We start from the raw sequence: 24,959 nt of genomic DNA, 5'->3' as shown, positions 1-24,959 counted from the left end.
CTGACCGCTTTGGGGTGGTTGCGCCCGGGCCTTCTGAACCAGCGCTGGCCCGTCTCGCCACTCGCCACTCGCCACGCGCCACCGATCACGCAGTGATCACGTCCCTCACCCTCTCCGATTTCCGCTCATACGCCAGCGCCAGCCTGCGCGTGGGCTCGGGGCCCATCGTGCTTCATGGGCCGAACGGGGCGGGCAAGACCAATCTGCTGGAGGCGGTGAGCCTGCTGACGCCGGGGCGGGGGCTGCGCGGGGCGCCGGTGGCCGAGCTGGGACGGCGCGAGCCGGGCGAGGCCGCGGGCCGCGCCTGGGCCGTGGCGGCGGTGCTGGCGGGGGCGGACGGCGGCGACATCCGGGTGGGCACAGGGGTGCAGGCGCCGGGGGCGTCGCGCCGCATCGTGCGCATCGACGGCGAGACCGCCCCGCCCGGGCGAATGCTGGACTATCTGCGGCCGGTGTGGGCCACGCCCGAGCATGACCGGCTGTTCTCGGACAGCCGGGCCGAACGGCTGAAATTCTTCGACCGGCTGGTGTTCGCCGCCGACCCCGGCCACGCGGCCAGCGTCTCGGCCTATGAGAAGGCGCTTCGGGAGCGGCTGCGCCTGCTGACCGAGGCGGCTGAGGGCAGGCGGCCCGCCGATCCGGCCTGGCTGGACGCGCTTGAAGCAAGACTGGGCGAGCAGGGCGCCGCCGCCGCCACGGCGCGTGCGAGGGCGCTGAAAGACCTGCAGACCGGCATCGACGCGCGGGGCGACCGGCCCTTCCCCCAGGCCGATCTGGGCCTGACCGGCGAGGCCGAACAGCGGGCCGCCGCGGGCGCGGAGGCGGCCGAGATCGCCGCCGGAATCGCCGCCGGAATGAAGGCGTCGCGGGCCCGCGATTCGGCCTCGGGGCGCTCGCTTTTCGGTCCGCACCGGTCGGATCTGACCGCCCTTCACCGGGAAAAGAACCGCCCGGCGGCCGAAGGCTCGTCCGGCGAGCAGAAGGCCTTGGTTCTGAACCTGATTCTGGCGCAGGTCGGGCGGCTGAAAAGCATGCCGGAAAACCGGGATTCACTGGCCAATTCAGGCGCAAACCCTGTATTGTTGCTGGACGAAGCGCCGGCCCATCTGGATGCCCGCCGGCGCGCCGCCCTGTTCGAGGAGATCGTGGCGCTGGACCTTCAGGCTTTCCTGACCGGCACCGACGAAACGCTCTTCTCTGACCTTCACGGTCGAGGCCGGTTCGTGCGCGTCGACGCAGGAACGCTCGCCCCATCGGATGACTGAATGACCGACCAGAACCGCACCCCGGACACCGCCGAGGAAGCCGCCTACGGCGCAGAATCCATCAAGGTGCTGAAAGGGCTCGACGCCGTGCGCAAGCGGCCGGGCATGTACATCGGCGACACCGACGACGGCTCGGGTCTGCACCACATGGTCTATGAGGTGGTGGACAACGCCATCGACGAGGCCCTGGCCGGTCACGCCGATCTGGTGCAGGTGATCCTGAACGCCGACGGCTCGGTCACGGTCACCGACAACGGGCGCGGCATTCCCGTGGACATCCACGAGGGCGAGGGGGTGTCCGCCGCCGAGGTCATCATGACCCAGCTGCACGCGGGCGGAAAGTTCGACCAGAATTCCTACAAGGTCTCCGGCGGCCTGCACGGCGTGGGCGTGTCGGTGGTCAACGCCCTGTCGGACTGGCTGGAGCTGGTCATCTATCGCAACGGCAAGAAGCACCAGATGCGCTTCGAGCGGGGGGATACGGTCAAGGCGCTGGAAGTGGTGGGCGACGCGCCCATGCGCGACAACGGCAAGGTTCTGACCGGCACCGAGCTGACCTTCTTCCCGTCGGTGACCACCTTCAGTCACATCGATTTCGACCTGAAGACCCTGGAGCATCGCCTGCGCGAGCTGGCGTTCCTGAACTCGGGCGTGGTCATCAGGCTGGCCGACAATCGCGGCGCCGAGCCGTTCGAGGAGATCCTGCACTACGAGGGCGGGGTCGAGGCCTTCGTGCGTCACCTGGACAAGTCCAAGTCTCCCATCCTGAAGGACGTCATCGTCATCCGGGGCAAGAAGGAGAACATCGAGATCGACCTGGCCCTGTGGTGGAACGACAGCTACCACGAGACCATGCTGTGCTTCACCAACAACATCCCCCAGCGGGATGGAGGCACCCACCTGTCGGCCTTCCGCGCCAGCCTGACGCGGGTCATGAGCGCCTATCTCGACAGTTCGGGGATCGGCAAGAAGGAAAAGATCTCGGTCACCGGCGAGGACGCGCGCGAGGGCCTGACCTGCGTGCTGTCGGTCAAGGTGCCGGATCCCAAATTCAGCTCGCAGACCAAGGACAAGCTGGTTTCGTCAGAGGTGCGGCCCGCGGTGGAGTCCCTGTGCTCGGAAGGGCTGTCCACCTGGTTCGAGGAGCACCCCACCGAGGCCCGCCAGGTGGTGGCCAAGATCGTCGAGGCGGCCACGGCGCGCGAGGCGGCCCGCAAGGCCCGCGACCTGACCCGGCGCAAGTCGGCGCTGGAGATCAGCTCCCTGCCCGGCAAGCTGGCCGACTGTCAGGAGCGCGACCCGGCCAAGTCCGAACTGTTCATCGTGGAGGGCGACTCCGCCGGCGGCTCGGCCAAACAGGGCCGCAACCGCGAGAACCAGGCCGTGCTGCCCCTGCGCGGCAAGATCCTGAACGTGGAGCGGGCGCGGTTCGACCGCATGCTGTCGTCCGACACCATCGGCACCATGATCCTGGCGCTGGGCACCAGCATCGGGCGCGACGATTTCAACATCGACAAGCTGCGCTACCACAAGATCATCATCATGACCGACGCCGACGTGGACGGCGCCCACATCCGCACCCTGCTGCTGACCTTCTTCTACCGGCAGATGCCGGAACTGATCGAGCGGGGCCACGTCTTCATCGCCCAGCCGCCGCTCTACAAGGTCGCCAAGGGCAAGCAGTCCCGATACCTCAAGGATGAGGCGGAGATGGACGCCTATCTGATCGAGGAAGGATCGGACGGCGCCGAGCTGGACTTCCCCTCGGGCGAACGGCGCACCGGCATGGACCTGCAGGCGCTGGTGCGCGAGGCCAAGGGCTTCAAGTCGCTGGTGGACCGGCTGTCCTCGCGGGCGCCCGCCTTCGCCATCGAGCAGGCGGCCCTGGCCGGTCTGTTCGGCGAGAAGGGCGGTGATCCTGTCTATGCGGCCCGCCACCTGGATCTGTACGCCGAGGAAGGCGACGGCCCATGGTCCGGCGAGATGGGCGAGCAGGGCGCCATCGTGTTCCGCCGGACGCGCCGCGCCGTGGCCGAGCAGATCGTTCTGGAAGAAGCCCTTGTCCGGTCGCTGGACGCGCGCCGTCTGGGCGAGCGGGCGGTGGCCTTCGACGGCCTGTTCCGCGAGCCGGCGATTTTCCGCCGCAAGGACAAGTCCACCACCATCCGCGGGCCCATGGACCTGCTGGCCGCGGTTCTGGACGCGGGCCGCAAGGGTCTGGCCATCCAGCGCTACAAGGGGCTGGGCGAAATGAACCCGGACCAGCTGTGGGAAACCACCCTGGACGCCAACGCCCGCACCCTGCTGAAGGTGCAGGTGGACCACGCCGACAGCGCCGACGACCTGTTCGCCAAGCTGATGGGCGATGTGGTGGAGCCCCGCCGGGAGTTCATCCAGGAGAACGCCCTGGACGCCGAGGTGGACGTCTGACGCGGCCATGAAGCTTGGTCCGCGTCACAATTGATGAGAACTGAACCACAATTGATGAGACCTGGGTCATAGTGGATGAGAATTATCTGCGGGCCACCCACTCGCGGATGATCGGGCTCTTGTGCGCTGAAGCGAGCAAAGAGCGGTGACCTTCGACCACCCAATGCGAAGTGTGACCGAAGGCCAGCGAGAGCTGGCCTTCCTGCACCAGCCTCTCGTGGAGACGTCGACTTCGCGCCATAAGCGGAACTTGGCCTCGCGGCAGAACTGCGACATTCGTCTCAACCTAAGGGGTCGACGACCTGCAGCTTCATGAGCGTTCGTAGCCGCAAGTCGTTTAGCGTCAAATGATGCGCATTCTGCTACAGGTTGTCGCGGCGCAGACGCACACGGCCTTGGCGCATGGGATGATTATTGGGGCGGGGGTTTATCCATGTTTGACCAGTGGTGCCACACCACGGTCCAGAAGAATGGGCTGAAGCAGTACATCACCATCGTCGAGAAACCGGGCGGCCGGGCCGCCATCACAGATGCGCTCGCGGTGACGGTGCGAGGCCACTACGACGACCTGGGACGTATTGCCGACGATGTTGAAGCTCTCGGCTACGACGGCGCGGCGGAGATTCTCAAGGAACTGCTGCCCACCGGCGTGCGGGCGCGGGCCGGCGATCTCGGCGAAATCTTGGCGTCCGAACTGACGGTCGAACAACTGGAATTCGACGTGCCGGTGCGGCGTATGCGGTTCAAGGACGGCCGTGAAGTGCCCATGCGGGGCGACGATTTCATCGGCGTGAACTATGCGACCGACGATGGCGGCCTCTGGCTTCTCAAGGGCGAGTCCAAGAGCCGCCGGACCCTGGGCAAAACGACGATCACTCAGGCGCGCAAGGCGCTGCGCCGGGATGACGGTCGGTGCACGCCCTCGTCCCTCTTGTTCGTCGCCAACCGGCTGCTGGAGGGCGACGACGAGCATAAGGACTTGGGCCGGCGCATCCGCAACGAAGTGGGCCGCAAGGCGCTGGCGAAAAACCGTATCGACCACGCGCTGTTCACGATGTCGGGCAACGGTCCGATCCCAGCGTTGGTCGCGGACTACAACGACGCGGAGGCGGGCCGCAATCACGCGGTGATCAACCTGCACATCCGTGACTACACCGACTTTATCTCCGAGGTTTTTATCGCGGCAGGCGACCTTGGAGACGCCTGACGAACTTCAGGCGTACTTGGGCGAGATGATCCAGCCCGGGCTGTGGGGGCAACTCCTCGCACGCGGGTCGGCATGGTCGCTGATGCGGCAGGACGGCGTATTGCCCGATGGGGCGCCGGCATTCGGCCGGACCATCGGCGCGGACTTGGCCGAATATGCGTTCTCAGTGCTGCGCGCCGCGCTGGCGCTCAAGGAGACGGGCGAAGGTGACGAACTCTGCACCCGGGCTTTTGAACGCGCAGCGAATGCCTTTGAGTCACTGGTGCGCAACGGCGATGCCGCGTCCTCGGAGCGCGGCTTCTATCGCCTGCTAGCCGCCGCCGGCTATCACCTGGCTGGCTATTCGGCCATCGCCTTCTCGCTGTTCTCGGAGATTGAGGGGACGCTCAACACGACCGTCGGCGAAGACGCCGTGGTTCGGCTGATCCTGCGCGACCTGCGCGGGCTTCGCCGGTTGACACGCGATTGGCTGGAGGCCGAGGAGAATACGGACGACGCCATCACCGCGGCCTTGGAAGACGGTGAGATTGACGCCGACGACGCGATCGCCCTCATCCTGAACGGCGTCTTGTGCGGCAGTCTCGCCCACTACGATTTTGCCCTACAGACGGGGGACGGACGCCATTACGCCCGGGCCTTGGCGATCCTCGACCGTGGGGTGAGGCTGGCGAACCACGCGGCCAACGTCCCGATGTGGTGGGTGATTAGGATCTGCAGGGCGCTACTGTCGGACCTGTGGGGGCATTCGCTGCACCAGGTGCTGCCCGGCGAGCCACCCGAGGGCGGGGCCGAGCTCTACCCCCGCTATCGCGACCTCTTCATCCGCAGTCTATACGGCCGTCGCATGGCGGAAGTGGAACTTTGGCCCTCGCAACGGGAGGCAGCCGCCCGCTCCACCGACCTGACCGACGACCTCGTCGTTGCCTTGCCGACCAGCGCCGGGAAGACCCGCGTGGCCGAACTCGCCGCCCTCATGACCCTGTCGGTGGGCAAGCGCGTCCTGATCGTCACGCCGCTGCGCGCGCTGTCGGCCCAGACCGAACGCTCCTTCCGCAAGACCTTCGCGCCCCTTGGGTTCAAGGTCTCATCCCTCTACGGTGCCTCCGGTGTCTCGGAAGGTGACGCGGATGCGCTGCGTACGCGATCGATCGTTATCGCCACGCCAGAGAAACTGGATTTCGCCCTCCGCAGCGACCCGACGCTGATCGACGATGTCGGGCTGATCGTGTTGGACGAGGGCCATCTGATCGGGCCGTCGGAGCGGGAGATCCGCTACGAGATTTTGGTGCAACGGCTGCTCCGGCGCGGCGACGCGGCCGACCGCCGGATTGTCTGCCTGTCGGCGATCCTGCCGGAGGGAGAGGCGCTGGACGACCTGACGTCGTGGATCAGGAGCGACGCTCCGGGCGAGCCCGTCAAATCGATCTGGAGGCCGACCCGGCAGCGGTTCGGCTCGCTCACCTGGCAGGGGCACTCGGCGCGACTTGGGTTCGATCTCGAAGCGCGGGGACCGTACGTCGCCCGCTTCGTCGAGCAGTTGCCGCCGCGCGGCCAGGAGAAAAACCCCTACCCACGCAACGTCCAAGACCTCAGCGTCATGGCGGGCTGGAAGTTCGCCCAGCAGGGCAAGCGGACTTTGGTATTCGTCACCCAGGCCAATTGGGTCGAAGGCTTCGGCAAGGCGGCGCTAAACCTTGTTCGGCGGGGCTACCTGCCGAGCCTGGTGGAGGACCCGGCGCCGCTGGCGCGGGCCTTGGAGGTAGGCCGCGAGTGGTTGGGCCCGGATCATTGCGCCGTGAAGGCGCTGGAGATCGGCGTCGCCATCCACCACGGAAAGCTGCCAAACCCGTTCCTGCGCGAGCTTGAGTTGCTGCTCGGCGAAGGGGTCATCAAGGTGATCGTGGCCTCTCCGACGCTGTCCCAAGGCCTAAACCTCAACGCGGCGGTGCTCTTGGCTCCGTACTTGGTCCGCTCCGGCCAGCCGATTACCGGCGAGGAGTTCGCCAATGTCGCCGGCCGCGCTGGTCGCGCGTTCGTTGATGTCGAAGGTCTGGTGGCCCACGTCATAACCGAGAACGCCGACTACAAGATGGAGCAGTGGCGCCAACTCGTCGCGTCGGCGCGGGCGCGCAAGCTTGAGAGCGGCTTGGTCCAGGTCATCTCCGCCGTCATTGAGAAGTTGACCGCCACCGGCGTCTTCGCCCGAGCCGACGCATATGAATACCTGGCCAACAACCTGACGGGATGGCGTACCGCGGGGCAGCCTGCCGCCGCCGCTGGTGATGACGATGAAGAGGCCGAGGATAGCTTGCCGGTCCTGGTCGAGAAGCTGGACGCCATGGTGTTCGGCTTGGTCGAAGCCTTAGACGCCGACAGCGCCGAGCTGCCGAAACTCCTCGACGAGTCCCTGAACGGTTCGCTATGGGCGCGCCAGATCGCCCGCCTCGACGCCAACAAGGCCGACTGGCACCGGTTTATCCTGCGCACGCGAGCCGCCTTGATATGGGCGCACACCACGCCGGAGACCAGGCGCGGACACTACGCCATGGGGGTGGGCCTGGACTCCGGGCTCGTCTTGGACGGTTTGGCCGAAGAGCTTGCCGTCCTCATTGACCAAGCCGACTTGGCGGCGATCCAGGCCGACGCCGACGCGCTCGGCGACACCTTGGTGGAATTGGCGAGCCGTATCCTGGTGATCCGTCCCTTCGCGCTCGATGGCGGCTTGCCGGTGGGCTGGCAGGCTATCCTGCGCCAGTGGATCACCGGGGCGGATGTCGCCTTGATCGGTGCCGATCGGATGAAGACGGTCGAGGACGCATTCGCCTACAAGCTGGTCTGGGCGCTGGAGGCGATCCGCACGCGGCGTGTGACCCAAGGCTGGGAACCCGACTTGGTCGCTGGCGGAGCCGCCGCGGCGGTGGAGACCGGAGTCCCGAGCCTTATGGCGGCGATGCTGATTCGGGCTGGGTTGCCGTCGCGCCGCGCCGCGATGGCGGCCATCGAGGCCGGCGACGCGGCGTTCTTCGACCTTGATGGCATGAAGCTGTGGCTCGAAAGCGAGGAGATCGTGGCGCTCACGGCCCAAGCGAGTTGGCCGACAGCCGAAACCCAGGACCTTTGGCGCCGTTTCCACGCCGACGTACTGGGCGCCGCAGCACCCGCCTGGCGCACGACGAGCGTTCGCCGTCGGCTACATCTGCAACACGGCCAGCCGCGACCGGCCGATGGCGAATACAGACTGGAAATCGACCCGGCGACCAACTTCGCCTGGGTGTTGACGGCGGACTTCCGACGGCTGGCGCGGATCGAACGGTGGGTGATCGACGAGCACCCGGCGCTCTACCGCGTGTCCTTCATCGCCGGGGACAACCTTGCGCATGTCGAACGGGTCGGTCCCGGCTCGGCGACATGGGAGCCTACGGCATGACAGCGGCAAGAAGCTCCGCGCCTTACCGCCCGAAAGTGGATATCCCGAACTTCTCCTCGGATTCAGACCTGCACGCATTCGAAAGCTGATCGACGCCGTGCGCGCCTGCACCCACGTGGGGGCCAGGCGCAAGCGTCGCGGTGTGATAGACCCGATTAAATGAGCAGCACCGCGACATCCCCCGTCAAACCGGTACTTGGCCTCTTCGCGAACGAGGCCGAGATGCGAGATCATCTGATCGCGGACCTAGGCAGGATTGAGGGGGGCCTGACCTTCCTGAAGTCAGAGTATGTCGTTGCCAATCCGGACGGCGCTGGTGGGCGGATCGACATTCTCGCCCGTGATCCCTTTGGCCACATCGTTTGCATCGAACTCAAGCGCAGCGATCAGTCCGCACGAGACACCCTCAACGAACTCAGCAAGTACATCACCCTCCTCGTAGCGCGAGACCGAGTACCTCGGGAGATGATCCGGTGCGTAGTCGTCTCCACCCATTGGCATGAACTCCTCCTGCCGCTTTCCTATCTTGCTGCATCGACCGGCGTGGATATCACTGCGTTGAAAGCCACCGCGCAAGATGGTGAGCTCGCGGTCGAACCTGTCGAGCTTCAGCCCCTCCGCTTCCTCCCGCAGTTAGCCCCGGATTTCGATAGGATCTGGTTCCGGGATGAGAAAGCGCGCACCCGCTTCGTCGACCTGACCAGAGCCAGGTCCGCATCGATGCCATTTGTCCGCCTTGCATTACTCAAGTTCGCCGCGTCCGCGCCGGCCCCACTCGATAGGGATCCTTTTGCGCTGGTCGTCTGTGTCTGGCGCCTACGGCAAGAGGAGCATGCCCAAGTGGCAGCCGTGACTGGCAAACCGATAGGCGCAGACTTCCCTTATATGGCCCCAGGGTGGGAGGCTGAAGCAGACGCCAAGGACTGGATCGCCGATACCTGCCACCCCGATGCCCCGGAGACCTGCCAAGGCTGGGGACACGCGACTTCCGAGAGCCTGCGCGCAAGCTTTTCCGACTACCGCTTGGAAGGCGTGGAGCGCATCGGCGACTGGCCACGCCTTGAATTCATAAACGACGACGACGCCATCCTAGAACAGGTCCTCGCGGGCTCGCCGGTTCGTGGCTCCCATCGACAGGATCGCTATACCTTCACCGACACCCTCACGCCGAAGGTCCGCAGTTCGTGGAAGCTAGGAACGAAAGCATTCCTCGATTTCGCGAGATTCGAGCCCAGGTGGAGTGAACCACTTCGCTCGTTCATCGCAACCTTGGACGGGAGAGATGTCCCCGTCCGGCTGGAAGTGAGGGATCTCCGTCACCTGATGTACGCACTTTGGCAGGCTCACACGCGGCCAAATCTGACGACCAGCTACGCAGGGGTCGCCGTTGACGAGCGCGGCCCTCAGCCATCGGGTATCCGCTGCGGTTACTCCTGGGACGGACTGACGTGTCCGTCCGATCCAGGTGTCGCGCTGGCCGCAGTCTACGGAAACGCGTCTGACGCGGCCCATGCCTTCGGCAGCGCGGTCGACGAAAACCGATACGACTTGGCATTCAAGCTGCACGGGTTTCGCCCCTTCATAGCCACCCTCGAAGACGGCAAATGGGTCGTGCCAGCGGAGGAGTTTCCTATCCGCTCCATCAACGAATTCGCCAGCGCCAATCCAGCTTATGTCGAAACGCTCGCGAAGATATTAGGCAAGCACATGTTAATCTTGGGGTCGATCACCCACTAGAACTAGAAACTGCCAGGCCGCCGCCGCACTCTGCTCGCCACCTCTCCACACGTAGTGTGAGATGCGACGACACCAAAAGCCGTCATTCCGAACAGCCGCTTCGAGCCCATTGCGGACCAATGCCAGTCTGGACACGAGTGTCTTAGACGGGCTCACTGCATCAACTCCGGAAGTCCGCCCCCAGCACCCTTAAATGCAGTCTGTGTAATGCCACCATGTAAGGCGAATCAGACGATCGCGCTTGGCTGGAACTCGGGACTTGGCTCCGCGACTGGGCGGACAGACGTGTCGGCCCGCCCAAGGTTACGCGCATCCACTTTTCAGCTCTCTATGTTTCTGCCCAGAACGTCGCGTCTTGGACGATATAGTCTGAATAGGACTGCTTCCTGATTCCATGCCGCGCGCTGACCCAAACGCCGAGCTCGCCGCCCGAACCCTTTACAAGAGCTTCGATGTTTGCGGCCTTGGCACCAGTCAGACTGTTAATCGGCGACCGGAGATCCGCAGGCTGACCCGGACTCCACCCGTCGTACCAGTGCCGCCAGGTCGAGACGTTGTCTAAACCGAGGCGAAGCCTCACGACGTCCTCATGGCTGTCGAGGACGGCGGGCCCGAACAGCACGGGTGAGGCGAGCGACATGCCGGCCAGGATGTCGGAATGAAAGCGCCCGGGCCAAGCCGGATGGATTTCCTGGACTAGGATCAAGGGTGGATCGAGCGGGATATCCTGAGGGCGAACCTGTTGCGCAAAGAGCCGCACGAACTCCCCGGTTTCCCCGCCGATTATCGCCGGTTTCAGGATCATCGGCTTTATCCCGGTGCCCCTGAAGCCCGGCCGTCCGACCGCCAGCGACAGCTCGAGCTCGAGCCATTCATCTGCGCTCCGGCGAGTGACGGTCAGATGCAGCGGGACCTCGTCCACGGCAAGGTCGCTCCTTGCCGCGCTCCAGAGTCTGAGAGCTTCGGCCCTAACATCCTCTTCGACTTCGATTCCCTGTGGGCGGCCCGTGGCCCACTCCGGCGCTGGGACGGATCGGAGCGTAGCTAGGCCCGGGGTGAGGGTCAGGGCGTGGAGCGCGTGGCCCTCCGCGACGTCATTCGGTAGAGGACCGCGGAGGGCCGCATGGGCCAAGGTCCGCAAATAAGCCGAGATATAGAGCTCGCGCTGACCAAGGTCGATTTGACCCACGCCCTCCCGATCGTGGTCGAAGAAATAGTAGGGGCGATCCGGAACCGGCCGGGGATGAGTAGACTGCAGCCAACACCAGTCGTGCTTCCACTGCTTCAGGAAAGGCCAACCGCTCTCTTCTTCCAGTCGCTCGAGCGTGCGGCGGAAAACCGGCGGGACGGCTGCATGCCAGTAGCGTTCGAACCAGGCCGCCACCTCGTCCGAGATCGGCGCGGGCGCGTCCGGAGAAAGGGCGTACCGAAAGGGGAACAGGCGCTCCGCATCAGCGAAGTTTCGGGCGAGGAGCAGGTCCGATAGGAAGGATGGCGCTTTCACCGCTCGGGAGACCTCATCGAAACTGAAGGCCCCGCAAAGGTCGAAGCCGTCGATGACGCCTAGTCCCAGCATGACCTCGCTTTCGAGGTCTCGTCGGCTGATCCAGACCAGGAGGGCTTCACGCGCGACCTGATCGCCGGCGCGGATCAGCCGGGCCAATCCCCGTGCGGCTTCCCAGCGCACGCGCGGGACCGGCCAAAGCAGGCGTTCGGTTAATAGGGCGGTAGCCAAGGCGCTCATCTTGCCCACTCCGGCGTCTGGATCGGTTGGCCGCACACCTCGGCCTCCAGAATATCAACCATTGTGGAGACATAGGCCTTGGCGAGATCGGTCTGGCCTACCTCGAGAAGGAAGAAGACCAGACGAGAGATGCCAATTACTGCCCCCTCCTGTTCGACGCGCAGGGAAAACACGGATTCCGAGGACTGGCGGATGAAATCCCGCCAGCGGTCTGGATAGTGTCGGGCCGCCAGCCTCAGCCGCCGTTCGCCCTCCTCGCGACTAGTGAACCAGCGCTGCCAACCGTAGCGGAGCACTTGGGACCGAACGAGCCAGAAGAAGGCCTTCGTGCGTCCCTGGGTTCGGTGCGAAATCTCGAAGGCGACGTCTAAGGCGGTTTCGATGTCTAAGCGCGGCCGGTTGGCGGCGACTTCCGCCCTGAAGGAGTCGAGCGCGGCCTCGGCCTGGCCGGCGCGGTCCCAGTGGCGAAGCCATTCTGCAGTCTGTTCGCGACGGGCTTCATAGTCTGTCAGCTTGCCAAGGGCTCCGAGATAGGAGGCCAGCCGATCCGGCGGATAGTCGCCCGGGGAGGGCAGTGGAACTAGAGACTCTTCCTCCTCCCCCGCCGCATCGGAGACCAAGGCCGTCTCTTCCCTCGGCTCGGTGCGTAGTACTTGGCCGCCAGTTTGGATGTGCACCGTCTGCCAGGCGGCCTCCGCCATGGGGCGGGCGGGCCCGGCGATGTCGCGCAGGGCTGCGCGTTCGCGCCGGTCGAGGAAGGTCTCAAGCAACGCCTGGCCCGCAGGGGTCTCGAGTTCGGGCGAGGCGGCGAGAGTTGTTGTCAGGGCCTCGGCGTAGCGCCAGTCTTCGGTTCGGACGAGTGAGGCATAGCAAGCCGGGATGTGATCGGGCGCGAACTTGGCGAGGAGCTCATAATACCCCTCGCGGGCGTGGTCGGTCTCGTCGCCGTCCGTATAGTCTGTGATCCTCTCATAGGCTCCGGCCAGGCGTAGCAGGGCGGCGCGAGCCAGCGTCGGGTCTACCGCTCCAATCATCTCAAGCGATTCTAGTACCTCGAAGGCGAAGGGGTCCTTGCGGTAGCCATAACCGATCAGGCCTTCTATGGCGCGCCTCAGCGCGGTCCGGGCCAAGTCGTCCACCCCATGATCGTGGGCGAACAGTGCGAGGCGGGTCGCCTCGGCAGTGCGCTCGTCGAACTGGCTGACCTCGGCGTCGAGCGCCCCAATGCGCACCTCGACAAAGACCCGAACGGCCTCTGGCGCATGCAGACGCAGCCGCCGTTCGCAGAAGGTCTCGAGCCAGAGTAGATCCAGCCAATAGGGGCTCGACCGCGCCGCGGTAAGGTCGTCCGCGGTCACAAAGGCAGCGGGGTCGACGGCGCGGCGCAGCAGGCAGAGATCGACGGCGATGTCTTGGAGGGCGAGGCGGACGTCGATAAGGGGCCGACGCTCGCCATGGGAGAGGCCGTGCCGCGGGGGATGGACGAACTTCTCATGGATCTCGCCGAGCGCTGGGATGCCATGACCGGCTCGCCAGCCCTGGGCGATATCCCGTGCTAGCCGTTCGGCGGCACGGAAGGCACCTGCCAGCCAGGTCGTCGTTTTGGCCGCAGGGATTTGTGCCCAGCCCACGGCTGGCCGGCCCTTGAGTCCTTCGGCGAGGGCGGAGAAGAAAACGTCGTAGAGGGCTGCACGCGCCCGACCCTCCGTGCCGTATTTCAGCTCGATCTCGTCTTCGAACAGTCTGGCAAGGTCGCGCCTGACCCGCGAGCGAGCGGGTTTGTCGCCTTTGATGACAGCCAGACAGCGGATCGCGGGATGGCTCCGGCCCTGGAGTGCCGGACGCATCGAGGGCGACAATCCCTCCAGACAGAGGGCGGCGAAGACCTGTCGGTCGGCGTCGCGGCCGGTGAACTGGTCCCCAGCGGAAAGGACGTTCTCCGGCTTTCCGGCCGCAAGTGCCTCGCGCCCGTAGAGCCCGATCAAGCCATCCGAGGCGGCGGATTGCTTGGCGAAGTCCACGGCACGCCGTGCATCTCGTGGCGTCATATTAGCGACCACCTCGACGGCAGCCCGCGCAAGGACCTGGCCATGGTCGCTGCGCACGACCCCCTCGTCGTCGCGATTGGTCATGCGATGGTTCAGCTGCCGGATCGCCGCCTCGGCCAAGGCGGGACGGATGGAGGCGTCGGCGCCGCGCACCATGTAGGGAAAAAGGGTGGGCTCAGCCTGTTTGAGAGCGGCGCGAAGCACGGCTGTCGTCGTGGGGTCGCCAGACAAGCTGACAGCCGCCTCAGTCAACAGAGCCCAGACCTCATAGGCCTGGAACTCCGGGCCGTTAAGTGCCCGTGTCTTTAGCGAGCGCAGCTCCAGCGTCCGGGGCAGGTCCAAGGTCGCGAAACTCAGGGATTCCGCCCGCTCCAAGATGGTCGCCAGCTGATCGATCGGGAAGCCCGCGCAGAGGCCCTCGATGGCCCAAGCGCGGTCGGGTCCATGGAGTAGATCGTCCGGTTCGCCCAGCTGCGCCTTAGTGATCCACAGCCAGGCCCACCGCCACCACGCAGGCGCTTCTGTCTCCAACCAAGTTCGAACTGTCGTGGCGTGCGTCCGGAAGGCGGCGTCATGTCCCGGAAGGCCCCGTATGAAAGCGTAGAGGCTGCCATGGAAGGGCCGTACCTCGATCTCGCGATAATCGAGCAGGTGATTGATGCTGGCCTCCGCGGCCAAGGCGTCGGCGCCTTTGCCGAAACAAGCACCCATGGCGGAGGGCGGCGGGCCGAAACTCAACCCCGCCAGCACATGCAGCAGGGCCTGAGCCTTGGGCGACAGCCGTTTCCAGATAGCTTGGTAGTAGTCCCGGATGTCGCCGGTGGGACAGGCGGGCAGAGCGGCGACGGCGTCAGCGTTCACTGGCTCGCCCGAGCGTGCGATCGCCTCGAAAGAATAGATCAAATGCAGGGGCAGGCCGCCCGAAACTTTGTGGAAGGCGCGGGCCACACCAGCGAGTGCCTCGGCCGGGGTTCGGTGAGCCGGAATTTCCAAGTTCAGACGCCCTGCCTTGTTCTGTTTCTTGAGCCAGGCCGCCACCGCCGATGGCGACATCAGCGGCAGGGCGCGCCAATCCTCGGGCGGCAGGGCGCGCAGTAACCGAGCTGGGAGGTGTTCGGACGCGATCTTCTGGGTCCCCACCACGAGGCGCACATTGGGCGGGAGGGGCAGTAGGGCATTGAACACCTCCTCCATCTCCTCGTGGTTGCGGTTCTCGCGCCAGACATGATCCAGGCCATCGATAACCACGATCAGCCTGCGGCCTTCCGCCGCCAACCGGCCGGCGGCGGTCTCGATCAGCTCGCCGAGGCTCTGCCTCGCCCCGATCAGGTCGCGCCTCTCTTGCTCAAGCTGGTGTTCGAATGAGCGGGCGATTGCCTGATAGTGGAACCGGCCCTCGGACCGGTCGTCTAAGCTCAGGAAATAGTGGTGACGGATACAGACCGCAGCCTTGGGGTCGATCCTGTCGACGCAATGGCTAAGATAGGTGCTCTTGCCTCTTCCTGGCGGACCCCACAGGACGCTCACCCCGTCGCTCTCGACAATCTCTGCCCGGAAGGCCTTGTCGAAGCCCGCGTCAGGCACACTATAGGCCTTCGGCACCTCGAAGCCCTGAGGCAGAGGGCGAGCACGTTCCCGCGAAAGGGCTTGGCGCAGATGGATATGGCGGATTCGGCCGTCGGGACCGGGCTGGTTCTTCAGCGTTGCCCAAGTCTGCACCGCCAGCCGGAACTGGGCCCAGCCACCGCTGTCCGTATCCGAAGCTAACCGCGCCCGGAGTTGAGTCTCGAGATCCTCGATCAGCGGGCAGGAATGGACGAATTCAAACACCGAGAAGAAGGCCCGGGCGTCAGCCTCCGAGCCGATATGGTCATCCACCACTTCCCGTACCTCGGTTGGGATGCGGTCGTAACGAACAAGCGGTCCATCCAGACAGGCGAGCACGGCGGCGTCGGGCTTTCTGTCCGTGCGCAGCAGGGCGCGACGCAAGTTTCCTACCCTCGATTGTTTCAAGGTTGTCGCCGACCATTTCTGCAGGAGCGAGCGGCCGCTCTTTCTGCGCTCCGTCAACCAGTTCCAGCTCAGGCTGTTCGCCGTCGCGGACGGATCTGCCGTGAATTTGACCTGGGTCAGGTCGAAGCGCCCGTCGGGCAGACATGCCACGACATCCTCGACCGACTGAAAGGCGTCATCCCGGGAATCGATCTCGACCCATCGGTAGCGTTTGGAATCGCGATAGAAGTCGATCAGGGTCTCGATAGCCACGAGGTCCTGGTAGTGGAAGCCGGCCCGGATCAGACCCGGCGTCTTGTAGGCGTGTTCAGCCATTCTCGAGGTTCGGTCCCGCAGACTCACATAGCCCGACACTAGGCCGCGTGCCGCCCGATGACCATTGATCAGGCGGTGCGCGACTGCATGGCGGATCGCTGGCTGACGGCTCGTAAGAGTCGCCGTCGCGTGCGTTCTTAGAAGCCTTGCAGTTCCGCCTTGGCCCGTCCAAGGGCAAAGGATAGGGCGAGCCAGAGAGCGTAGGGACATGAGAGACTATTTCTACACCGACGCCTTCATGTGGGACGTCCTGAAGATCCGAGAGCTTCCCTCACGCCTGTGTCAGTTCACATCCGTGGACGCGCTGGAGAGGATCGTGACCAGCCGCAACCTGCGGTTTTCCCGGCTGGACCGTGTCAACGATCCCGAAGAGGCGATGGCCGAGGACCTCCCGCACGCGGCTACTTCGATTTTCGTATCCTGCTGGACCGGACCCGATGTGGAGACCCTGCCGATGTGGTCGGTGTACGGGGATCAGATGCGCGGTGTGCGGCTCACCTTGCCGACCGACCTTTTCCGGGGGCGGCCGAAGGCGGCCGTGCTTGAAGAAGGCGGCGCGATCACCTCGATCAACGACTGGTTCACCATTGAGCGCCCCTTTCCGGCCATGGGCGGGAAGGGGCGCCTCGTGATCGGCCCAAACAAGGTTTTCTATTCCAACGATCCCGCTTATCGGAGCCCTCGCATGGTGCATCGCCGCGAGGGGCAATCCCACGTCTATCCCTATGATCTCGGAATGGTGAAGGGGACCGACTGGGCGTTCGAAGACGAGTGGCGCTTCAAGATCGCCTTGATGTCCTTCGGTGCCATCTATCCCGACGACGACTACTTCAACACTGTAACCTTGGACCTGAAGACCTACCCCGTCACAACGGAAGCGCTGTTCGTACCGCTCGACCCCGGGGCGCTCGACGAGTTAGATGTCATGCTGGGGCCTAAGGCGGATCAGACGGTCGCGGACCGGGTCACCGAGATCCTTGCCGCCGCAGTGCCGAGGGCGACGATTTCCCGCAGCCGTCTGAAGGTGCGCTGACCGTCAGCGAACGGCCGGCCATCGTCGCTTCGGGTCGTCGCTGGCCTCGCCAGGTAGACGATTGCCGACCGCCTGCCTGCGAAGAAGCTACCCACTTCCCCCGCTTCATCCGCAGGAAAACTGGCGGCCGGTCGGGAAACTCCACCCCCAGCTCCAGTGCACCTCCAAGCGCCGTGACGTAGCGGTTGAGCGCCGACACCGGCATGTCTTCGGCATGCTCGATCCTGGCGACGCGGTATCGCGTCATACCGCCAGCTTTCGCCACTTGGCCCCGCGTCAGTCTCAAGGCCTTGCGGATCCCCTGCAAAGTGCACCCATCCGGCTGAGCAGCCTCTACAGGCGCGCCGAGACGTTCCACAGCGGGATCATCTGAGGTGTCGTCGCCTACGGCCATCGATATGCTCCTTAAGCGTCATTTTGATTAGGCCAACAGCTTACGTAGTAATGTCAATCACGCCATGATGCCCGTCATTATATACGATCGTATATCAATACTACCTTGGCTGACCTACAGCACCATTTGTGCGAATTTATTCTGTGACTCCAAAGGAGAGTCTTGCAAAAATCCTCATGTCGCAATCTCGGCTGCATGTCGAGTCGCTGACGCTTTCAGGCCGACCATTCGGCCCAACAGCAGAGGATCGCACCCGATGGACCCGCCGTAAAACCACGCATTTTCATATCTTTAGACCAGATACAACTCGAGCCCCAGGCTGGGCCGAGGGCTCGGTCGGGAAGCCTTCCGGCTCCAATCGTTGTGGAAGACGATGGAAGGATGTTCTCCCCGATTTAGCAGTAAGTCAACACGCTTCCAGAGAAGCGCGATGATCCCGGCTGGCCTGGTCCCAACGCACCGCCGATCAAGGAGCATCCAGATGGGTTACGTCCATCCTCGCACCCTGCTGCCCATCGGGCAGGCGCCTACGATAGCAACCGTCGCCAACTTTGCGGGCGAGAAGAGAGCGGCGTCGCTGCCCCAGGAAGACCTCCTATGAGCAGCGCCGCCGAAACCCGACTGATCGAGCGTGCGTTGGCGATGGGACCATCTTCGCCTCTGCTCGAATACCAAATGCCGCCCGTGCGTCGTCTTTGGCTGCCGAGGATAGGGGCGAGGCCGCTTATCGATCTTCGACGCCATCCGGAACTGTTCTCCGACATCTTGGGCGACTACCCAGAGGTATTCGAGATTCGGCGAAGCCGGAGCGCCTCAAGGGGCTGGCAAGGCAAGCTCGCCAGCTCGAAAATGGGGCGAACAGTGCGGACCCGGTCCCATCTCGAGCTGAGGCTGTGTGAGCGGTGTGAGGTTGATGGCGCTGTCTGGAGGTATCTCGAGCAGCCAATCAGCATCACGTACTACGACGCAGAGGGCAAAAAGCGCCGCCACACACCCGACTTGTACTACGAGACGAACGGCGTCGCTTCGTTCGTCGAGGTCAAATGGGAAAGCGACGCCCGGAGCGAGAAGAATGAAGCGCGGTGGCCTCATATCGCGGCTGCGCTTACAGGCCTGGGATTTCAGTATGAAGTCCTGACCGAGCGCCACATCCTTCGCCGCCCGATGGCCGACAACGTCGCACTCCTGCTTAGGACGAGGCGGAATGAGCCGCTACCGATTGGTGCTGCCGCCGCGCTTGAAGCCTTGCTGCGAAGAGGCCCGCTGATGATCGAAGAGGCGATATCCGCACTTCCAGGCGCCAGTTGGACCAGCATGCTCCGCGCCTTGGCTGACGGCTGGGTGCAGACAGACCTCGAGATCCTGCTGACCCCGGGATCGCCGGTGTCGCTGAGCCGCCCCAAGGATGGTGGCTGATGCGGTTCGCTTCGTTTTCGGTCGGATCGCTCTTTGACTTCGATGGCCGGCGCTATCGGCTGGTCAATCGTCTCGACGATGGGGCGTGGCAGGCTGTCGATATCGAGACCAACCGGCTGGTTGAGTGGCCTTGGAATGATATGGCGGCTGCCTACGAGGCCAATCACCTCTCCCTGGTGCCCACGCACTCTGACGGCCGCGCTGAGCCAGCAACTCCTGTTCGAGACATGTCTCAACCCCAACAGGAAAAAGTGCTCAGTCGTGCGAGATTCCTGGAAGCTGTCGACGCGCGCCTGCGTGGGCATCGCGTCAATCGTGCTGATCTGGCGGGCTTGCTCGCTGAGGTGAGCGAGGCGCTCGGTTTCGCCAAACCGGTCTCGGTCGCTTCGTACTATCGCTGGAGGAAATCGGCGGAACAGGGAGGCGCGCAGGGATTGGCCGGAAGGAAGATGGGGCCGAAGCGCCGCCGCTGCCCTGGTGTGGCAATCGCCAGGCAAGTTATGCACGAGCAAGTCGTACTCGCGTATCAGACCCGAAAGGTCGGAGCCGCTCCCGTCGTCACTTTGAATAGTATGCAGCGGGAAACGCAGCGCCGCATTCAGGCCGAGAACGCCCGCCGGATTGAGACTGGCGGTAGCCAGCAACTCTTGAGTGCACCGTCGCCCTCGACATTTCACCGAGTGTGGAATGAGTTTTCGGCGGAAGATCGATCAGTTGTCGCCGGGGGGAAGAACGCCGCAAGGCACCTATATCGCGGCGGGCGGGGTCTGGCCCAGCCGCAGGCGTGTCTCGATCTGGTGGAGTATGATGAAACGCGCGTGCCGATATTCGTTTTCGACGAGTCCTTGGGCATCCCACTCGGGCGCCCCTGGCTGTCTTGGTATGTCGATGTCTATTCGGGTGCGCCGATCGGATTTTATCTAGGATTCGAGCCGCCCAGTGATCTGATGCTCACGAGCGCGCTAAGGCATAGCTGCCTCCCCAAGGCCTATGTGGCGCGCGAGTACCCGGATATCGCAAACACATATGAGCCAGCCGGCATCCCTAGAAAGGTGACGTTCGACAACGGCTTGTCTCAGTGGAGCAACACCGTCGACGCGATCGGCCTCGATCTGAAAATGTCGATTCAGTACGCGACGCCCAGAACCCCGTGGTTCAAGCCGAGGGTGGAAGGCATGTTCAACGTGCTCAATCAGACGATATTACGAGAGCTTCCCGGCTTCGTGCTCGGCAAGGACATGCACGAGTACGACCCTCAAAAGCATGGATGCATAGGGCTTCGTCACCTCCTCTACATGCTCCACGTCTGGCTGGTGGATATTTACCTCCAGGAGCCGCGCGGCTTGCTTCTCAAGTCTCCTGCGGCGGCTTGGGAAGAAGGCACGCGCGACTTTCCTCCCGATTTCCTTCCAAGGTCGCACGACCTGGACTTTGTCTTCGGTGTCGTTCGTCCGGGTAGCCTTGATCATAGGGGCGTACGTCTGGAAAATCTGTGGTTCCAGTCTCCCGAGCTCCAGGCGCTGCGCAAGCAACATGGCGAGACACTCGACGTAGAGATCAAATTCGACCCGTCGAACCTAGCCTATGTTCATGCGCGCATTCCCAAACGCCCCACAGGCTGGGTTCGGGCTGAGGCTGTGTTCAAGGCATATGCGCAGGGGCTCAGCTTGCACAGACACAAGCTGAACCAACGCAACGCCAGGGAAAAGTTCGGCGAGGTCTCTGCTACGAACCTCGCTCGCGCTCACGACTTTCTGCATGAGCTGATCGCAGACGCGCTGCCCGCCGCCATGAGCATTAGAACAAACAGCCTGATTGCTCGAGCTATTGGCATCGGCACGCAACACGCGTTCAACAATTTGGACCATGACGGCCAACTGCAGAAGATGTCGGGGCCCTTCGCGGGTTCGACGTTGAACCCGCTGTCGGCACCGGAAATCGAACCCCGAACCCCGTCACTTTCTCCGTCCGCCCCCGCCGCTGTTCCGGAGCGGAAACGGATCATTCCAACTTTTGACGGCGACCGACTTCTCGGCAGGCGCGGCTCATGACGGTCTCCTGGAAGGATGCGTACGCCGCGATCGATTCAATTTTCGTCAATCATCCGAACTTCGCCTACGCCATGGAGGAAATTCGCGACCTGATCGAGCTTGCCCCAGCACGGACGGCGCCCTGCATCCACGTCAGCGGCCCTCCTGGCGTCGGCAAATCTACTTTGAAGGACCGGATTGCGGTCGAGTACCCGCCAGTGCCGAACGGAGCCCAGGTCAAGCTCATGGGCGGCCTGAAAATGACTGCCGATCGCCATCAGCTGCTCATTGCAACCATGCCGCCGTCGCCGACCGTGAAGGGCTTGGCCAGAGAGCTTTTGAAGGCTTATGGGGACGAGTTCTGGAATCGCGGCGATGAGTACACGCTGGGCGATCGGGTTGATCGGTTCGTGGCGGCGAACCAGACCGCTGCGATCCTGATCGATGAGGCGCAACGAGCTGTTGAACGATCAGGCACTGTAGTGTCGGACAAACTCATCGACTGGATCAAATCTCGACATGAGACCAACTCGGTCGGGATCATCCTGCTTGGGTTGGGTAATCTTCGCCACCTGTTCGACGCAGATCGTCAGATCGAGCGAAGATGGGACGCGGAGATCCGGCTCGAGCCATACAGGTGGTTCCAACCAAACGGCGACCCTGACTACGCCGGCCAAGATAATTTCATCGGACTCCTGGCGACCTTCCGCGACCTGTCACCCGTGCCGCTCGAGTTCGATGTCGAAGACGACGATATCGCCTTCCGCTTTTTTTATCTGTCTCGCGGCCTGGTCGATGGAATCAAGAAGGTGCTGCTAAAGAGCACCCGCCTCATGAAGCGGGGTGACAAGGTGGCCATTGATCTACCCCTTCTTCGGGAGGCCGCTGAAGGTGCTTTCCGACTGGAGAAGAACGGGATGCAGAATCCGTTCTGTCCGACTTTCATCGCCCAACCGCCGCCACCGCTAGACGACGACTACGAAATCAAGATCGCGAAGAAGCGTATCAAGGGTGGTTCCCCCACCTCGGGCTCCAAGCGGCGGAGAGCTCAAGCCGTAAACAAACACCTGATCCTTTAATGGGCGGCCACCTCGTTATTCGGGGGCCTATCCAGCCGGATGAGAGCCTGTGCGGCTACGTGGTGCGCCTGGGCGACGCCAACTGGCTCAAACCTCTGCATCTGCTGCAGCGTGCAGGACTGACGCCTGGCTTCGAAAGCAGGCCCGTCGATCTTGGCACCCTGAGCGAGCTTGGGAGTTCTCGCCCTGCCGACCTGAAAGCAGCTTCGTTCGCGCCCACTGAGGAAAGCGGCAAAGGCCTGACCTTCGGTCGCGAAGCCATTGCCCGGGTGCACCTACTCTCAGATGGTGCGAGGGTTTGCGCGGCCTGCCTTGAGGAACGGGGATACGCATCCAGGCTGTGGCATCTTAGGTCTTACGCAGCCTGTCACCGCCACGGGATACTGCTAGCTGACCGGTGCCCCCAATGTGAGCGGCCTGCAAACTGGCTGCGAAGGCGCCTGGATTGCTGCGACTGCGGGCATCGCTGGGCCAATGGGAGAAAGGCGCCCACAGGCGTTTTACGGATCGCAGAGCGGCTCGCTAGCGCAGCCGAAGCGCCTGACAGCGCTTCATGCTCCCAAGCTTCAGTCGGCGAAATTTCCACCCTGTGTTGGTTCTTCGGAGCGTCCCTTCTGGGAGGGCCTCGCCAGCGGAGTTCCATTTACAATTCCCGAGCTGAAATCCCGGCATCAGTCACCGTCATAGAGGCGGGCGCGCCCTTCGTACTGGATTGGCGAACCACCTTTGAGCGCTGGGCAACCGAACGCTTTCATCGCTCTGATGCGAGGATCGGTCTTCACAAGGAGTTCGGTCCCGAGTTGGTCCGGATCCGGAACACCTTCGAAGATGTCTGCCCTTTCGTCATCGACAGCGTGCGGGATTTCTTCTCCCGCAATTGGCAGGGCTTCATGCTCCGGCGGGAGAGCTACTTTTGCCTCAGCCCGACGACCCCTCGCTACATTACCGCATCGCAGGCGGCGAGGACGCTTGGCATCCGCACACCCAGAATCTGGGATTTTGTGGAGGCAGGCGAAGTTGTGGCGGTGGAGCGGTCGTCCGGCAGCCGCGTCTACCGCGCCATTCGGGCGGACGGGGTGGAGAAACTAAGGCGACATCTGGCGTCGCTCCTCACCCCCGTTGAAGCTGCGATGGTCATGGGGATTTCGAAAGCGAGATTACGGATTCTCGACCGCGTCGGCATGATCGCGCCGGAGCAAATTATCAGCCAGACGAAGCGCTACAATACGAAAACCCTGCACGAGTTCTGCACCAACCTTGTCAACGCAGATCGGCCAATCACCGAATCCTCGGCTCGGCTGACGGAGCTAAGGACGCTGCCGTTCCTGACACTCATACAGGGAATCCGGGACGGACGTCTGGCGGCATGGTTCGGTCCCGATGGGACCAACAGCTTGGCCAACATCTATCTGGACGGGGCTGAGATTGAATCCCTTAGCCGATCAGGCTCTCAGGAGAAGATGATGACCGCGAGAAAGGCGACCCAGCATTTGCGGGTTAGCCACAAAACGCTCGCCGCGTTGGTCAAGGCACAAGGAACGGCCGCCATGTGGCGAAAAGGCCATCTCATGGCGGTGTCGGCGTCCGAAGTGCAGCGCTGGTCGAGTACGATCACCACAGCGGCGATTGTGGCCCATCGCCTCGGCATCGCCCCGACATCGGTGACCCGACGCCTGAAGCAGGTCGGCCTTGTTCCCGTGCTTGCGACAGCTCACGCTGAGAAGATCACAGCCCTTTGGCTGCGATCGGATGTCGAGGCTGTCGACTTTTCGAAGCAGTGGCTCACCGAGTGTGGTCGACCGTGTAGAGCGCCCAAGGCCGCCAGATTGCAGAAGCTCGTTCGGCGTCCGGGCCGATCAATACCGGAGGGGAACATCTCCCTGGCGGGGCTCTCAAAACGGCTTCAGATCGACACCGAGACACTTCGCCACTTGGCGGCGGAGGGACTGCTCGAGGCCACCGAACTCACGAGTGCCGGACACCTTCGCGGTGTGACAAAGACATCTGCGGCCTCGTTCCAGCGCAAGTACGTCTCTAGCTCGGAGCTCGCTAGGCTGCACGGGCTTGCTGCGGTTGCCGTGACCCGTCGGCTTCTGCAGATCGGCATCAAGCCCATCCTCACGCCCGGCGCGCAGAGCCGCGTTCAGATGTGCTGGCGCCGACGAGATGTGAGAACGATCGATTTCGCGGCACAGTACATCTTGCCATGCGGCAGGCCTTCTTCGCCCCCGCGCAGCGTCGGCGCCAAACTGCTCGAACCCCGTCCAACGGGGAGTCCACGCCTCCCACCAGGTGCGGTGTACGTACATACAGCGACCGGTATTCTCGGCACCAACAGCTCCAGCCTTCGAGCGGCGGTTGAGGCTGGCTTCATTCGAGCATCGACGCGGTCGGCGACGGACAAGATTCTGACCGTGGTCGAAGCTGACGTCGACGCGTTCTCGTCCCGCTACATCTTCACGCCCAAGCTCGCCTCTAAACTTGGACTCTCGATCAGGTCTGTGAACCAGAATCTGGCGCGGCTTGATGTGAAACCGATCTGGCCTGGAAAACGTCCGGTCCACGCGCTTTGGGAAAAGTCATCCTACGATGAGGGGCAGCTCCTGGAGCGGTGGATTACCGCAGCAGGGGCGCTTTCCGAGCAGAGCTCGCTTTTCCCCGACGAAGCCTGATCGGCGCCAGCGGCCGGGTTTCTCAAAAATTGTGATCTCGAATGCAGGTTTCTCAGATTCCTACGTCAGCCTCTCGTGGAGACGTCAACGTCGCGCCACAACCGGTCATTCCCAGAGCGGCCACAACACGACACTCCGACTGGACTCCC

Annotated in this window: 12 protein-coding genes and 1 pseudogene; 11 read left to right on the top strand and 2 right to left on the bottom strand. The window is 63.6% G+C overall.

Annotated elements, in window-relative coordinates; translation table 11 throughout:
- Positions 1–92: 92 nt before the first annotated feature.
- The 5 genes from recF (at position 93) to ACK4FB_RS10490 (ending at position 10,066) form a co-directional block, all read left to right on the top strand.
- Positions 93–1,265 (top strand): DNA replication/repair protein RecF, encoded by a 1,173-nt coding sequence (gene recF / locus ACK4FB_RS10510; protein WP_409751653.1) that lies wholly within the window; start codon positions 93–95, stop codon positions 1,263–1,265.
- Complete coding sequence (gene gyrB, locus ACK4FB_RS10505) at positions 1,266–3,695, top strand: DNA topoisomerase (ATP-hydrolyzing) subunit B (protein WP_409751648.1); 2,430 nt, start codon at positions 1,266–1,268, stop codon at positions 3,693–3,695. It begins immediately after the preceding gene.
- Positions 3,696–4,128: 433 nt separating this feature from the next.
- Positions 4,129–4,902 carry a Hachiman antiphage defense system protein HamA gene (locus ACK4FB_RS10500; RefSeq protein WP_409751646.1) on the top strand — a complete coding sequence of 258 codons (774 nt, stop codon included), beginning with the start codon at positions 4,129–4,131 and terminating at the stop codon, positions 4,900–4,902.
- On the top strand, positions 4,889–8,329 hold the full coding sequence (locus ACK4FB_RS10495; protein ID WP_409751643.1) for a DEAD/DEAH box helicase: 3,441 nt from the start codon (positions 4,889–4,891) through the stop codon (positions 8,327–8,329). The genes ACK4FB_RS10500 and ACK4FB_RS10495 overlap by 14 nt, the downstream gene beginning before the upstream one ends.
- A gap of 159 nt (positions 8,330–8,488) precedes the next feature.
- Positions 8,489–10,066, top strand: a complete 1,578-nt coding sequence (locus tag ACK4FB_RS10490) for an endonuclease NucS domain-containing protein (RefSeq protein ID WP_409751640.1) — start codon at positions 8,489–8,491, stop codon at positions 10,064–10,066.
- A 328-nt stretch (positions 10,067–10,394) separates the two neighbouring features.
- Here the strand turns inward: ACK4FB_RS10490 and ACK4FB_RS10485 are convergent, their stop codons facing one another.
- Together ACK4FB_RS10485 and ACK4FB_RS10480 are read right to left on the bottom strand one after the other, a co-directional pair.
- Entirely contained in the window at positions 10,395–11,810 is a 1,416-nt protein-coding gene (locus tag ACK4FB_RS10485; RefSeq protein ID WP_409751637.1) for a hypothetical protein, read from the bottom strand.
- Complete coding sequence (locus ACK4FB_RS10480) at positions 11,807–16,186, bottom strand: AAA family ATPase (protein WP_409751634.1); 4,380 nt, start codon at positions 16,184–16,186, stop codon at positions 11,807–11,809. Before ACK4FB_RS10480 ends, ACK4FB_RS10485 begins: the two co-directional genes overlap by 4 nt.
- A gap of 208 nt (positions 16,187–16,394) precedes the next feature.
- Here ACK4FB_RS10480 and ACK4FB_RS10475 point away from each other — a divergent pair, with 208 nt between their 5' ends.
- The 6 genes and pseudogenes from ACK4FB_RS10475 (at position 16,395) to ACK4FB_RS10450 (ending at position 24,810) form a co-directional block, all read left to right on the top strand.
- Complete coding sequence (locus ACK4FB_RS10475; RefSeq protein ID WP_409751632.1) at positions 16,395–17,219, top strand: DUF2971 domain-containing protein; 825 nt, start codon at positions 16,395–16,397, stop codon at positions 17,217–17,219.
- 991 nt (positions 17,220–18,210) lie between these two features.
- Positions 18,211–19,029, top strand: a complete 819-nt coding sequence (locus ACK4FB_RS10470; protein WP_409751629.1) for a Tn7 transposase TnsA N-terminal domain-containing protein — start codon at positions 18,211–18,213, stop codon at positions 19,027–19,029.
- Positions 19,029–21,080, top strand: a complete 2,052-nt coding sequence (locus ACK4FB_RS10465) for a Mu transposase C-terminal domain-containing protein (RefSeq protein WP_409751626.1) — start codon at positions 19,029–19,031, stop codon at positions 21,078–21,080. The genes ACK4FB_RS10470 and ACK4FB_RS10465 overlap by 1 nt, the downstream gene beginning before the upstream one ends.
- On the top strand, positions 21,077–22,138 hold the full coding sequence (locus ACK4FB_RS10460) for a TniB family NTP-binding protein (RefSeq protein ID WP_409751623.1): 1,062 nt from the start codon (positions 21,077–21,079) through the stop codon (positions 22,136–22,138). The genes ACK4FB_RS10465 and ACK4FB_RS10460 overlap by 4 nt, the downstream gene beginning before the upstream one ends.
- Positions 22,138–22,515: pseudogene (locus ACK4FB_RS10455) on the top strand (TniQ family protein); the annotation flags it as partial. The gene ACK4FB_RS10460 and the pseudogene ACK4FB_RS10455, both read left to right, overlap by 1 nt.
- Before the next feature lie 423 nt (positions 22,516–22,938).
- Positions 22,939–24,810, top strand: a complete 1,872-nt coding sequence (locus ACK4FB_RS10450) for a hypothetical protein (RefSeq protein ID WP_409751892.1) — start codon at positions 22,939–22,941, stop codon at positions 24,808–24,810.
- Positions 24,811–24,959: the final 149 nt, after the last annotated feature.

Origin of the sequence: Brevundimonas sp. (genome assembly GCF_046299535.1) — a bacterium.
Taxonomy (GTDB): domain Bacteria; phylum Pseudomonadota; class Alphaproteobacteria; order Caulobacterales; family Caulobacteraceae; genus Brevundimonas.
Note: the sequence above shows the minus strand (reverse complement) of the source record. Positions and strands in the feature narration are given on the sequence as shown.